Raw genomic sequence first — 13,353 nt, 5'->3', positions numbered from 1 at the left:
CAAATTTCCGGAGGCCATGTCCATGATCGTCCACAACACCATTGCCAGCCTGCGCGCCGCGCTTGGCGGCGCAGGCCGGGTAGCCTTCGCGCCGACCATGGGCAACCTGCATGCCGGGCACATCAGCCTGATGCAGCAGGCCCGGTCCCTGGGCGACGTGGTGGTCGCCAGCATCTTCGTCAACCGTCTGCAGTTCGGGCCCCGCGAGGATTTCGACAAGTACCCGCGCACCTTCGCGCAGGATTGCTCCCTGCTGGAGGCGGCAGGCGTGGCCCACCTGTTTGCGCCGGACGAAACCGAGCTGTATCCGGTGCCGCAGCAGTACCAGGTTTATCCGGCGGATGCGCACGAAGGCATCCTGGAGGGCGCATCGCGACACGGCCATTTCCGCGGTGTGGCGACCGTGGTGGCCAAGCTCTTCAACATCGTGCAGCCGCAGGTGGCCCTGTTCGGCAAGAAGGACTACCAGCAGCTGATGGTCATCCGCAACATGGTGCGGGAGCTGGATTTCCCGATCGAGATCGTCGGCTGCGACACCGTGCGCGCCGACGACGGCCTCGCGCTGTCTTCGCGCAACGGCTACCTGTCGCCGATGGAGCGCGCTGAGGCGCCGCGGCTTGCCGAGGAGCTGGGTAAGGTAGTGGAAGCCCTGCGCGCAGGTCGAAGTGATTTTGCTGCGCTGGAGCAGGGGGCTGTCGGAGCGCTGTCAGCGCATGGCTGGCAGCCGGACTACGTTGCGATCCGACGCCGGTCGGATCTGCAGCCCGCTCAGGTCGGCGATCCGATGGTCGTGCTGGCCGCGGCGCGGCTGGGCAATACGCGGCTCATCGACAATCTGGAGGTATGACGCACGCAAAATGCGCGCGCCTGTCGTCCGTTGGGGGAGGGATTCCGGTACTGATGGACTTACTCAGGTGAAACCCTTCGCCACATTTACCAGCTTATCGCGATAGTTGTAATACATACTTGCCCCTAGTCAATTTCGTTTGTTTTGTGGACTTATAATCAGGCCTGCGGTAAACGGTTGTCTTTCAGTTTCAGGCTGTCTGAGGCGTGTTTGCTGCAATCCTTGGAAGCCAAAAGACAAATATCTGAACTAAGTACAAGAATTTGTCAGGCTTCTTCTGTTTTATCAAAGGAGGAGATTCCTGATGTCCATCCGAATGACTGGCTTGGCAGTTTTGCTGGCCACCATGGGTCTGGCCGCCTGCGGCGGCAGCGACGACACCCCCCCGGCAAGCGGCGGTTCCACTTCCAGCAGCTCCAGCTCTAGTTCTGGCGCCGGCAGCAGCTCCAGCTCTTCCAGTTCCTCGAGTTCGTCCAGCGGTGCAGGTGTGGTCCTGCCGAGCTCGCTGGGTGCGGACGGCTGGGCCAACAGCCAGACCGACAAGGTGACGGGTGGGGACGGCGCTGACGCTGCTCATACCTACACGGTGACCAACCGCAACGAGTTGATCCAGGCGCTGTATGGCGGCGCTGCCACCATCAACGACGACGGCAGTTTCAGCGGCACGCTGGATACCACCAAGAAGATCATCTACATCAAGGGCACCATCAACCTGTCGATGAACAAGGCGCTGATGGAGCTGACGGAGGCCCACTACAAGGCCGCCAGCGTGGCCGCGTCCAGCTACGACTTCAACGCCTACGTCGCAGCCTACAAGCCGAGCGTGTGGAACGCCGATCCGGCAAATTGGGACACGCCGAACAACCGTCCGAAGGCCGTGAGCGGTGCCCAGGAAACGGCACGTGCCGCAGCCTCGACCAACCAGGGCAAGATCGTCAAGATTCCGGTCGGCGCCAATACTTCGCTGCTCGGCATCGGGGCGGATGCCAAGATCATCCGTGGCCAACTGTCGCTGGGTGACGGCGCCGACAACGTCGTGATCCGCAACATCACCTTCGAAGATGCGTTCGACTACTTCCCGGTATGGTCGCCGACGGACTCCTTCTCGCTGACCACGCCTGCCCAGGCCGGTTGCCAGGTGGCCTACGTGGACGCCAACACCGGTCCGCAGAAGTGCCCTGGCGGTCGCTGGAACTCCAACTACGACCTGATCACCCTGAACGGTGGCAAGCGTGTCTGGATCGACCACTGCACCTTCAATGATGGCAACCGCGAAGATCACACCTTCCCGTCGCCGTTCGAAGCGCCGCATGTGGGCATCGACTACTTCGTCCAGCATCACGACGGCGCAATCGATGTCACCAACAAGTCCGACTTCGTGACCCTGTCGTACAACCACATCAAGAACCACGACAAGACTCACCTGATCGGTAGCTCGGACACGGTGAGCGTTGCCAATGGCTGGGGTGCGCTGTCGGTGACCCTGCACCACAACTACTACGAGAACGCCGGGCAGCGTCTGCCGCGCGTGCGTCTCGGCAAGGTGCACGTCTACAACAACTACTACAGTGGTCAGATCGGTTACCTGGGTGCCTATGCACCGGTCGATAACACTCCCGTGCCGACCAACCGCCACCTGTATGGCATCGGCATCGGGTATCTCGCGAAGATCTATTCCGAGAACAACGTGTTCGACATTGCCAATCCGCCGGCCGGCAACCCGGCTGTGGTGGATGACACGGTGACGTTCTACACCTGGCACAAGGCTTCGCCGAGTGGTGCAGGCGATACCGCCAAGCTGGACTATCTGCAGAAGACCTACTTCTACGATGCCGGCACCCTGCTGAACGGCGCGGCGACCAACCTGTTCGCATCCGCCAACACGATGGCAGCAAGCATGTCCAAGCCGGCGCTGGAAAACACCAGCACCTTCTGGACGCCCGTGACCAACTACACCTACACGCCGGACGCCGCCAGCGCGGTCAAGGCGAAGGTGATGAACAATGCGGGAGCTGGCAAGCTGTAAGCAATTCAAGCAGCGAGTCAGTAGCAAAAAAAGCCCGGCTTCGGCCGGGCTTTTTCATTGGCGTGCAGAGGGCGTCAGTGTCGGCCTATGCCGGCGGCAGCCAGGGCGATCAAGGCCTCCGTCGAGGCGTCGTATGGCTTGCCATCGGCACCCTTCAGCCTGTTCTCGATGTCGCTGGCCAGCTGCTTGCCCAACTCCACTCCCCACTGGTCGAAGGCGTTGATGTTCCACACGGCAGCCTGTACGAACACTTTGTGCTCATACAGTGCCAGCAAGGCACCCAGGCGATGTGGCGACAGGTTGTCGATCAGCAGGGTGTTGCTGGGGCGGTTGCCCGGGAATACGCGATGCGGGATGGCGGTCTCGACGTCGGCAGCCGCCATGCCGCGCGCAGTGAGCTCGGCGCGCACCTCGTCGGCGGTCTTGCCACGCATCATCGCCGCGCTTTGTGCCAGACAGTTCGCCACCAGGGTCGGCAGGTGACTGTCGATCTGGCCGCGCTGCGCCAGCGCGAGGATGAAGTCCACCGGGACGATCTGGCTGCCCTGGTGCAGCAACTGGAAATAGGCGTGCTGCCCGTTGATGCCGGGCTCGCCCCACACGATCGGGCCGGTGGCGTGGTCGGTCGCGCTACCGTCGCGGTGCACCGATTTGCCGTTGGACTCCATGTCGAGTTGCTGCAGCCAGGCGGGCAGGCGGCGCAGGGTGTTGTTGTACGGCGCCAGCAGGTGGGAGCCGTAGCCCTGGAAGTTCACGTACCAGATGCCGATCAGGCCCAGCAGCACCGGCAGGTTGCGCTCCGCCGGCGCGGCGCGGAAGTGTTCGTCCATCTCGGCGGCGCCGGCCAACAACTCGTCGAAGCGCGCACCCCCCAGCGACAGCATGATGGGCAGGCCGATGGCCGACCACAGCGAATAGCGGCCGCCCACCCAGTCCCAGAAGCCGAACATGTTCTCGGCATCGATGCCGAAGGCGGTGACCTTCTCGCGATTGGTCGACACCGCCACGAAATGACGTGCGACGGCAGTCTCGCTGCCCAGCGCCTCCACCAGCCAGGCCCGCGCGCTGCGCGCATTGGACAGCGTTTCGATGGTGGTGAAGGTCTTCGACGCCACGACGAACAGCGTGCGGGACGCGTCGAGGCGGCGCAGCGTCTGTGACAGGTGGGTGCCGTCCACGTTGGAAACGAAGTGCACCCGCGGGCCGTCGGCGAGTGGCGAGAGCGCTTCGCAGACCATCAACGGGCCGAGGTCCGAGCCGCCGATGCCGATGTTCACCACGTCGGTAATCGTCTGGCCGGTGTGGCCGCGCCAGGCGCCGCTGCGCACGCGTTCGGCGAAGTCGTAGCACCGCGCACGGACTTCACGCACGCCGGGAATGACGTCCTCGCCATCGAGCTTTACCGGCGTGTCGACCTGCTGGCGCAAGGCGGTATGCAGTACCGCCCGGCCCTCGGTCAGGTTGTAGCGCTGTCCGCTGAACATCGCTTCGCGCTGGCCCGCCAGGTCGCAATCCCTGGCCAGCTCGATCAGCAGGGCCAGCACTTCGCTGTCCAGGCTGTTCTTGGAGTAGTCGAGATGGATTCCCGAGGCAGCCGCCGTCATGCTGGCCGCGCGACCGGGGTCGTGCTCGAAGACTTGTCGGAGGTGTTTCTTGCGCCAGGTATCAGCCAGCGCGCGTAGTTGTTGCCAACTTGCGTGTCGTGTCGGGCTCATGTTCTTGATGGCAGGCTAGGGAGGGAGTCACAAGTATCGCCGATGAGAGGCTGCTTGGGCAGGCGCCCGCGCGGGCGTCGCTACGTTCATCGCGGACTGACGGCGCCCCGGGCCAGGGGCCCGCGCCAGCCCTCACAATCTCTGTCGTTCCCGCCGCTGTTTTGTTCCCTAGGAAGTCCGCGCCATGTTCCCTCATCGTTCGCTCCTGTCTGCTTCGTTGCTCATCTGTCTTGCAGCTTGTGGAGGTGGGGGCGGCGATGGCGCTGGCGGGCAGGCGACGCAGTCGTCCTCTTCGACGTTTTCATCTTCCGGATCGACCTCAGGCGGTGGTGCTGCCGACGGGCCGTTCAATCGCCGAGCGAACATCGCAAGCTGCGACCCCGGAGAATTGAAGGACAGCGAGCGGCAGGCCGTGCTGGGCAAGCTGAACGAAATCCGTGCCCGTCACGGACTGCTGGCGGTGACCTACGAGGCTGCACACGACGTGGCTGCAGCCGAAGCGGCGCTGTACATGGTCGCCAATCGCCTGCTGACGCATACGCCTTCCGCCAGCGGCCTGTGCTATTCGACCAATGCCTACAACCTGGCGAGCACCGGCAACCTGCACCTCGGCTGGAAGTCCAGCGGGACAAACTACGATGGCCTCGCCAGCACCAGCAGCCTGGTGGGTTTCCTGATCGACGACGACGTGCCCTCGCTGGGGCATCGCCGCTGGATGCTCGACCCCTTCCTGGGCAAGACCACCTACGGCCGCGTCGACGGTGTACCCAATGGCACCAGCAGCGTCTATTCCTCGTCGGTGCTGAAGGTGATCGGCAACGGACGTGGCAACGTCAGCGCCATGACCAATGACTACGTGGCCTATCCGCAGGGAAACTACTCGGCGAGCGAATTCGGCAAGAGCTGGTTCCTGTCCTTCAGCGCCATCGCCAGCAAGACCAGCGCGGGTGCCAACGGCGGCAGCCAGGTGAGTTACGCGACGGCGACCGTCACGGTCAGCGGCCCGGGCGGCACGCTGGGCATCAGCGAACAGTCCGCGGACTACAACGGCTACGGCCTTGCGAACAACCTGCAGTGGAAGGTGGCGGGGCTGCAGAACAACGTCGACTACAACGTGGCGATCACCAACGTCATCGTCAACAGCAGCCCCCGGACCTACCACTACAGCTTCCGCCTGCAGTGACGACGATGGCTGTGCCGCGCGTCCCTTTGCGTTAGGATTGACCCGGGTGGCGAGACAGCGCCGCCCACGTCGCTCGGACGGTTCCGGGCGCTCACGTAAAGGAACTCCGCATGTCTTCTGCCTCCTCCCCGGTGGGCAAGCGCCGCTTTGCGCGCATCGATCGTCTCCCTCCCTACGTCTTCAACATCACGGCCGAGCTGAAGCTTGCCGCCCGCCGCCGTGGCGAAGACATCATCGACATGAGCATGGGCAACCCCGACGGGGCCACGCCGGCGCACATCGTCGCCAAACTCACCGAAGCCGCGCAGCGCGGCGACACGCACGGCTACTCGGCGTCACGCGGCATCCCGCGCCTGCGCCGCGCCATCTCGCGCTGGTACGCGGACCGCTACGCCGTGGAGATCGAATCGGACAGTGAGGCCATCGTCACCATCGGCTCCAAAGAAGGCCTGGCGCACCTGATGCTCGCCACCCTGGACCGCGGTGACACGGTGCTGGTGCCGGACCCGAGCTATCCGATCCACATCTACGGCGCGGTCATCGCCGGCGCCGACATCCGCTCGGTGCCGCTGGTGCCCGGGGTGAACTTCTTCGAGGAACTGGAGAAGGCCATCCGCGGCAGCTACCCCAAGCCGAAGATGATGGTGCTGGGATTTCCGTCGAATCCCACCGCACAATGCGTGGAGCTGGATTTCTTCGAGCGCGTCATCGCGCTGGCGCGCAAGCACGACATCCTGGTCGTGCATGACCTCGCCTACGCCGACATCGTCTTCGATGGCTGGAAGGCGCCTTCCATCATGCAGGTGCCCGGCGCCAAGGACATCGCGGTGGAGTTCTTCACCCTGTCCAAGAGCTACAACATGGCCGGCTGGCGCATCGGCTTCATGGTCGGCAACCCCGACCTCGTTGCCGCGCTGGCACGCATGAAGAGCTACCACGACTACGGCACCTTCACGCCGCTGCAGATCGCCGCCATCGCCGCACTGGAAGGTGACCAGCAATGCGTGCGCGACATCGCCGAGCAATACCGCAGCCGCCGCGACGTGCTGGTGAAAGGCCTGCGCGAAGCCGGCTGGGACGTGGAGCTGCCGAAGGCGTCGATGTACGTCTGGGCGCAGATCCCCGAGCACTACCGCGCGCTGGGTTCGCTGGAGTTCGCCAAGCAGTTGCTGGCGCGCGCAAAGGTTTCAGTGTCACCGGGTGTCGGCTTCGGCGACCACGGCGACGATCACGTGCGGTTTGCACTGATCGAGAACGAGTCACGCATCCGGCAGGCCGTACGCGGGATCAAGGCGATGTTCAGGGCAGACGGGTTGGCGGTGGCGAAGAGCTGAGCAGGATGCAAGGGCGCGACTGAGGCGCGCCCTTGTCGTTCGAGCTTGAGCGTAGAAGCTGTGGCGTGAGAATGGGTGTCGGAAGGCGCTTTGCTTTTCCAACCTACGCCAGATGCTTCCGTTATCAGTGTCCGGGCATCGCTTCCAGGATCGCCTGCACCTTCGCGATCTCCGCTTCATATTCTTCCGCATTTGCGGGCGCGGGGAAGAACTGGTCGGGCTGGATGCCCGATGCATCGACAGGAAAGAGTGGCAGTCTTGCCGAGCGGGAGGTCGCATAGAACAAGGTTCGCTGTCCGGACGGCAATCCGTGCTCGGCCATATTGGAGTAGTCGAGCGCGCCCGCCGTATTGCGACCGAACAGCTTGGTCTTGTAGCTCTGACGCGCTTCAAGCAGGAACTGCTCGCAGCTGCTGCCACATCGCTGGCCAATCAGGATGCCAATGCGTGCGGGGTGCGTCACAGCCTCAGGCTGACTGGTTTGTCCCGACTCTCCTATGCCCGGAACGCGAACGAATGAACCAGCGGGATGCGCTCGCATCGCGTTTTGTATGCGCCTGACAGCGTCCTGCAATGGCTCACTCTTCTGTTGCCGGATCCAGTATTCGATACCTTTTGCGTTGTCTTCGGTGGCCAGGAACTCCACGCCGATATTGGTTGCAGCGTTGGCGACGATCCGCGGCATCAGTGCGTAGTAGGTCGCATCCGACCCGCCGCCATTGAGGCGTACGTCGATCAGGAGGTTCCGGCGCGTAGAGATGTCCTCGGCGTGCTTCTTAAGCAATCCAATGAGCGGCTCACGGTACTGGATGTAGAAGGACGGCACCACGAGCAAGGCCGTGTGCGCAGATAGCAGTCTGAACGTCGGTATCTGCGGGTCCGGTTTGTTGTCAGATGCTGTGCCGGGACTTGAGGGCGTAGCCGCCTTGGACCTCTGGCTGTCCTGGATCCACAGATGTCCCCTGCGATAGGTCTTCAGGAAGACGTTCAGGAGCTCTAGGCAGGAGTCCCGGTCCGATATCTCCACGCTGCGAGAGCGGGCTGCCTTGATGGCACTTTCGACAGCTGCGCGTTGGCGGGCCGAGTCCAGCGTCAGCACCCCCGCATCATTCCGCAACAGGAAATCCGGCAGGTAAGCGAGGTCTTTCTCGCAGAGTGCTTCGTCGGTCTGTGCATGTGCGGTGACGGACGCAAGAACGCCACAGGCGAGGATGATCTTCCTTGCCCGGCTGAATGCAGAAGGCATACGTGAAAGCCTGTGGAGAACGGAGGCGCGACTATAGCGGGCTGCTACCGCCGTTCACTGCCCGCACCGATGGATTGCCCGGAAGGTCAGCGCTTGCGCGAAGGGCTCGGCCGGCGTGGCGCGATGGCTGGTCGTGTGCCGGGGCGTACACCCGGTGCCGTGCCTGGACGCGCGCCGGTGGCACGTTGTCCGGCATGTGCGCCACGTCCCGCGAAGCCACCCTCACGCGGCACCAGATGCTCCGGCTTGTTGCCGATCAGGTCCTCGCGCCCCATCTCGCGCAGCGCCTCGCGCAGCAGCGGCCAGTTGTCCGGATCGTGGTAACGCAGGAAGGCTTTGTGCAGTTTGCGCTGGCGGCCGCTGCGCGGGGTGTCGACGCCCTCTGACTCGGTGGTGACCTTGCGCAGCGGGTTCTTGCGCGAGTGATACATGGCGGTGGCCATGGCCAGTGGCGTCGGCGTGAAGGTCTGTACCTGGTCCGGGCGGAAGTCGTTGCGCTTCAGCCACAGGGCGAGGTTGAGCATGTCCTCGTCGCGTGTGCCGGGGTGGGCGGCGATGAAGTAGGGCACCAGGTGCTGCTTCTTGCCGGCTTCGCGCGAGTACTTGTCGAACAGGCGCTTGAACTTGTCGAAGCTGCCGATGCCCGGCTTCATCATCTTCGACAGCGGGGCGTCCTCGGTGTGTTCCGGCGCGATCTTCAGCAGGCCGGACACGTGGTGGGTGACCAGTTCCTTCACGTACTCGGGCGATGTTGCGGCCAGGTCGTAACGCAGGCCGGAGCCGACGGTGATCTTCTTGACGCCGGGAATGGCGCGGGCCTTGCGGTACAGCTCGATCAGCGAGCTGTGGTCGGTGTTCAGGTTCTCGCAGATGCCGGGATACACGCAGGACAGGCGGCGACAGGACTCCTCGATCTTCGGGTCCTTGCAGGCCATGCGGTACATGTTGGCGGTGGGGCCGCCCAGGTCGCTGATATGCCCCTTGAATTCCGGCACCTTGTCGCGGATGTCCTCGATCTCCTTGATGATCGATTCGTGCGAGCGGCTCTGGATGATGCGGCCTTCGTGCTCGGTGATGGAGCAGAAGGTGCAGCCGCCGAAGCAGCCGCGCATGATGTTCACCGAGAAGCGGATCATCTCCCAGGCCGGGATGCGCGCGTCGCCGTAGGACGGGTGCGGCATGCGGGCGTAGGGCGCGTCGAACACCCAGTCCATTTCCTCGGTGGACAGCGGAATCGGCGGCGGGTTGAGCCACACGTCACGCTCGCCATGCGCCTGCACCAGCGCGCGGGCGTTGCCGGGGTTGGACTCCAGGTGGAAGGTGCGCGAGGCATGCGCGTACATCACCGGGTCCGTCGCCACGGTCTCGTAGGAAGGCAGGCGCACGACGGTCCTGGCGCGCTGTGCCTTGCGGGTGGCCACGCGCTGCGCGGCCGGCATGATGCGCACCGGCTGCGAGCCGTCGGCGTTCGGCGCATTGGCCGTGTCCTGCGGCTCCATCGCGTAGGGGTCGGGATGCGGGTCGATGCGGCCCGGGCGATCCACCGTCACCGAGTCGGCCTCGGTCCAGTCCTCGCCCGGCAACCAGCCGCGCTTCACCATGAAGGCGGTGCCGCGCAGGTCGCGGATATGCTCGATGGGTTCGCCGGCAGCGAGGCGGTGGGCGAGGTCGACGATGGCGCGCTCGGCGTTGCCGAAGATCAGCAGATCGGCCTTGGAGTCCGGCAGCACGGAACGGCGCACCTTGTCCGACCAGTAGTCGTAGTGCGCGATGCGGCGCAGGCTGGCCTCGATGCTGCCGATGATGATGTTGGCTTGCGGAAAGGCCTCGCGGGCGCGCTGCGCATACACGGTGACGGCGCGGTCCGGCCGCTTGCCGGCCTCGCCACCCGCGGTGTAGGCATCGTCGCTGCGGATCTTGCGGTCCGCCGTGTAGCGGTTGATCAGCGAGTCCATGTTGCCGGCGGTGATGCCGAAGAACAGGCGCGGCTGTCCCAGCTCGCGGAAAGGCGCCGCGGATTGCCAGTCCGGTTGGCTGATGATGCCGACGCGGAAGCCCTGGGCCTCCAGCGCGCGACCCACCAGCGCCATGCCGAAGCTGGGATGGTCGATGTAGGCGTCGCCCGTCACGATGATGATGTCGCAGGCATCCCAGCCCAGCCTGTCCATCTCGGCCCGGCTCATCGGCAGGATGGGCGCGGGTTTCAGGTCGGGACGGTGGCGCGGGTAGGCGGTCAGCGAGACGGGTGGGGGTGCGGCGGCAACTTCCATGGCGGGCCGATTGTACGGGAACGGCCAGCCCGAATCCGTGGCGGAAGGCTCTGGGACGATAACTCAGCCCCCGTCGATGAGGCGAGGAAAGCGGGAGGGTGTGGGGGGAAAAGAGGTGGCGCGGTCGGTCAAGGGAGGACAATCCCGACCGCGCCAGGCTGCCGAAGCAGCCGGGGGACAGTGTCAGCGCGCCGATTGGCGGAGCGCGCCGACGAATTCCTTTTCTGAGAGCCTGCCGTCGCTGTTGGCGTCGCCACTGCTCAGCAGGCGACTGACTTCCGGAAAGCCGGTGGCTTCCTTGCCATCGATGTAGCCGTCACGGTTGAGGTCGAACGCCACGAAACGCAGTTCGCTGCCGGCCGGTGGCGTGGGTTGGGGGTCGGCTGCGTGAGCCAGGCCGAGGCTGAAAGCGGAGGCGGCCAGAAAGGCTTGCAACACGCGGGGGTGGATACTGGACTTCATCGGTATCTCCTCTGTGGTTGGAAGGCTGGCTTGCCAGGCCAGACTCCCCCATCCTTTGCAGATCCCGTGCCAGGAAGCTTAGTCGTTAAAAATCAACAGCTTGAGATTTTCCCGCAACATGAGGTTGTCGCCAGAATGCGACATCCGCCGTGGCCCTGGCGGGAATTCCTTTTGCCAACAGGTATTTGCCGTGTCGGGCTGAGGGAACGCGCCGACACGGCCAAGGACAGTCCCTACGCGCTCTGGACCGATTCGCGACCGAGCTTGAACGCCGCCGCTTCCAGGTTGTGGCGGGCAAGCAGGCGGTAGAACTCCGTGCGGTTGCGCTTGGCGAGCCGGGCGGCCTGGGTGACGTTGCCCTCGGTCATGCGCAGCAGGCGGATGACGTAGTCACGCTCGAAGCGGCGGCGTGCTTCCTCGAATGACTCGATGGCCGGATAGTCGCCCTGCAGGGCGCGCTGTACCAGGCTGGCCGGAATCACGGGCGTGGTGGACAACGCCACCACCTGTTCCACCACGTTGTGCAACTGGCGCACATTGCCCGGCCAGGGCGCGGAGACCAGCAAGGCCATGGCATCGGGCGCGATGTTGTTCACGTCGCGCTGGTAGCGGCCGGCGAGACGCTGCAGGAAGTGCCGGGTCAGCAGCGGGATGTCCTCACGCCGTTCGGACAGCGGCGGAAGGGTGAGGGACACCACGTTGAGGCGGTAGTAAAGGTCCTCGCGGAAGCGGCCTTCGTCACGGGCCTCCTCAAGGTTGCGGTGTGTCGCCGAAATGACACGCACATCCACCGGCACGCTGCGTGTGGCGCCGACCGGGCGCACCTCGCGCTCCTCCAGCACGCGCAGCAGCTTGACCTGCAGCGGCAGCGGCATGTCGCCGATTTCGTCGAGGAAGAGCGTACCGCCGCGGGCTGACTGAAACAGGCCTTCATGGTCGCGGTGCGCGCCGGTGAAGGCGCCCTTCACGTGGCCGAACAGCTCGGATTCCAGCAGCGGTTCGGGAATCGCGCCGCAGTTGATGGCGACGAAGGGGCCGTTGGCGCGTGCGCTGGCCTTGTGGATGGCACGGGCGGCGAGTTCCTTGCCGGCACCACTGGGGCCGGTGATGAAGACGCTGACTTCGCTGGCCGCGACCAGCTTCGCCTGCTGCAGGAAATCCTCCATCGGCGGGCTGCGCGTGATGATGTCGGCGCGCCAGCTTTCGCTTTCGTTGGAGCGGCTGCCTTGCTTCTCGCTGCCGGAGAGATCCACCGCGCGGCGGATCTGCTCGATCAGTTCGGCCGCGTCGTAAGGCTTGGTGAGGTAGCCGAAGACGCCGCGGCGCACGGCGTCCACCGCGTCGGGAATGCTGCCGTTGGCCGTCAGCACGATGACCGGCAGCGTAGGGTGGGACTGGCGCAGGGCATCGAAGAGGGCCATGCCGTCCAGGCCCGGCATGCGCAGGTCGGTCACCACCACGTCCGGTCGGTGGGCGGCAAGGGTGGCGAGTGCGGCTTCGCCGTTGTCGGCGGGGATGACTTCGAAACCGGTGGCCTTCAGGCGGATGGACAGGAGACGGAGCAGGTCTGGATCGTCGTCGACCAGGAGGATGCGTGGATTCATCGTGCGACTCTCAGCGTGTTTTATCGGGGGGGCTGCGCTCGAGCATCTTTTTTTCTATGTCGCGTATCGCGTCGAGCTTCTGTTGGAGCCCTTCACTGCGTTTCTGTTCCTCACGCAGGCGGCTTTGTGTGACGTTGAGACTTTCTTCCATGCGGCGGTGTTCCTGCAGCGGGGGAAGCAGCAGGATGGCCAGGGGGTGGTTGCGTCCGCGTCCCCATGTTTCACCGGGGGGGACATCCAGCAGGCCGAGGGCACGGCTGCGGTCGCCGGCCGGTGGCGGCGCGAGTGCCAGGAAGACGGCGAGGCGCAGGCGGTTTTCCTCGCTGCGCTGCTGGGCGTAGGCACGGGCCAGTGCTTCACCGTCATCGGCGAGTTCCGCCGCGCTGCGCCCGCGCAGCCCGGAGGCATAGTTCGCCAGCTGGTCGAGCTGGCTGATGGTGATCGACGCCGGATGAACCGGCTGGGTGGTGTTGAGGGCGGTGCATCCGCCGAGCAGCAAGGCCACGACTCCGATGCATGCGAAAACCTGGGTGGAGCGCCGTGAGGTGTCAGGTCGGCCAGCGACATGCGTGTGTGACCGGAAAGGAGACCGTAGCGAAAGTTGCACAAGGCGTTGCAACTGACGTCGCAACCGGAGTCGCAACGGGTGTCGAATGAACAGGGGAG

Annotated in this window: 10 protein-coding genes; 4 read left to right on the top strand and 6 right to left on the bottom strand. The window is 64.6% G+C overall.

Annotated features, from left to right (window positions below; all coding sequences use genetic code 11):
• Positions 1–22 precede the first annotated feature (22 nt).
• Both panC and VVD47_RS04660 read left to right on the top strand, forming a co-directional pair.
• Complete coding sequence (panC, locus tag VVD47_RS04665; protein WP_327603184.1) at positions 23–847, top strand: pantoate--beta-alanine ligase; 825 nt, start codon at positions 23–25, stop codon at positions 845–847.
• 304 nt (positions 848–1,151) lie between these two features.
• Positions 1,152–2,873 carry a pectate lyase family protein gene (locus VVD47_RS04660; RefSeq protein ID WP_327602235.1) on the top strand — a complete coding sequence of 574 codons (1,722 nt, stop codon included), beginning with the start codon at positions 1,152–1,154 and terminating at the stop codon, positions 2,871–2,873.
• Between the two features lie 74 nt (positions 2,874–2,947).
• On the opposite strand, the gene pgi is transcribed toward VVD47_RS04660, so the two are convergent.
• The gene (gene pgi, locus VVD47_RS04655; protein WP_327602234.1) at positions 2,948–4,588 is read right to left on the bottom strand and encodes a glucose-6-phosphate isomerase; all 1,641 of its coding nucleotides are present in this window, start codon (positions 4,586–4,588) and stop codon (positions 2,948–2,950) included.
• A 388-nt stretch (positions 4,589–4,976) separates the two neighbouring features.
• On the opposite strand from pgi, the gene VVD47_RS04650 reads away from it, so the two are divergent.
• Both VVD47_RS04650 and alaC read left to right on the top strand, forming a co-directional pair.
• A complete protein-coding gene (locus tag VVD47_RS04650) occupies positions 4,977–5,771 on the top strand; it encodes a CAP domain-containing protein (RefSeq protein WP_327602233.1) in 795 nt (264 codons plus the stop codon).
• A gap of 110 nt (positions 5,772–5,881) precedes the next feature.
• Positions 5,882–7,105: an alanine transaminase gene (gene alaC / locus VVD47_RS04645; RefSeq protein WP_327602232.1), complete on the top strand. Its 1,224-nt coding sequence runs from the start codon at positions 5,882–5,884 to the stop codon at positions 7,103–7,105.
• A 124-nt stretch (positions 7,106–7,229) separates the two neighbouring features.
• On the opposite strand, the gene VVD47_RS04640 is transcribed toward alaC, so the two are convergent.
• From VVD47_RS04640 to VVD47_RS04620, 5 genes are all read right to left on the bottom strand, one after another.
• Entirely contained in the window at positions 7,230–8,351 is a 1,122-nt protein-coding gene (locus VVD47_RS04640; RefSeq protein WP_327602231.1) for a S41 family peptidase, read from the bottom strand.
• Between the two features lie 86 nt (positions 8,352–8,437).
• Positions 8,438–10,534, bottom strand: coding sequence for a YgiQ family radical SAM protein (locus VVD47_RS04635; RefSeq protein WP_327603183.1), 2,097 nt, complete (start codon positions 10,532–10,534; stop codon positions 8,438–8,440).
• A gap of 270 nt (positions 10,535–10,804) precedes the next feature.
• Positions 10,805–11,083 carry a hypothetical protein gene (locus VVD47_RS04630; RefSeq protein WP_327602230.1) on the bottom strand — a complete coding sequence of 93 codons (279 nt, stop codon included), beginning with the start codon at positions 11,081–11,083 and terminating at the stop codon, positions 10,805–10,807.
• 233 nt (positions 11,084–11,316) lie between these two features.
• Complete coding sequence (locus VVD47_RS04625) at positions 11,317–12,687, bottom strand: sigma 54-interacting transcriptional regulator (RefSeq protein WP_327602229.1); 1,371 nt, start codon at positions 12,685–12,687, stop codon at positions 11,317–11,319.
• Between the two features lie 10 nt (positions 12,688–12,697).
• On the bottom strand, positions 12,698–13,192 hold the full coding sequence (locus tag VVD47_RS04620) for a hypothetical protein (RefSeq protein ID WP_327602228.1): 495 nt from the start codon (positions 13,190–13,192) through the stop codon (positions 12,698–12,700).
• Positions 13,193–13,353 lie beyond the last annotated feature (161 nt).

Source organism: Uliginosibacterium sp. H1, from assembly GCF_036017065.1.
Taxonomy (GTDB): domain Bacteria; phylum Pseudomonadota; class Gammaproteobacteria; order Burkholderiales; family Rhodocyclaceae; genus Uliginosibacterium.
Note: the sequence above shows the minus strand (reverse complement) of the source record. Positions and strands in the feature narration are given on the sequence as shown.

What these genes read in the sequence shown, in the direction of transcription:
- panC (WP_327603184.1), top strand. Translation starts at nt 23, where the DNA reads ATGATCGTCCACAACACCATTGCCAGCCTGCGCGCCGCGCTTGGCGGC.
- VVD47_RS04660 (WP_327602235.1), top strand. Translation starts at nt 1,152, where the DNA reads ATGTCCATCCGAATGACTGGCTTGGCAGTTTTGCTGGCCACCATGGGT.
- pgi (WP_327602234.1), bottom strand. Translation starts at nt 4,588, where the DNA reads ATGAGCCCGACACGACACGCAAGTTGGCAACAACTACGCGCGCTGGCT.
- alaC (WP_327602232.1), top strand. Translation starts at nt 5,882, where the DNA reads ATGTCTTCTGCCTCCTCCCCGGTGGGCAAGCGCCGCTTTGCGCGCATC.
- VVD47_RS04640 (WP_327602231.1), bottom strand. Translation starts at nt 8,351, where the DNA reads ATGCCTTCTGCATTCAGCCGGGCAAGGAAGATCATCCTCGCCTGTGGC.
- VVD47_RS04635 (WP_327603183.1), bottom strand. Translation starts at nt 10,534, where the DNA reads ATGAGCCGGGCCGAGATGGACAGGCTGGGCTGGGATGCCTGCGACATC.
- VVD47_RS04630 (WP_327602230.1), bottom strand. Translation starts at nt 11,083, where the DNA reads ATGAAGTCCAGTATCCACCCCCGCGTGTTGCAAGCCTTTCTGGCCGCC.
- VVD47_RS04625 (WP_327602229.1), bottom strand. Translation starts at nt 12,687, where the DNA reads ATGAATCCACGCATCCTCCTGGTCGACGACGATCCAGACCTGCTCCGT.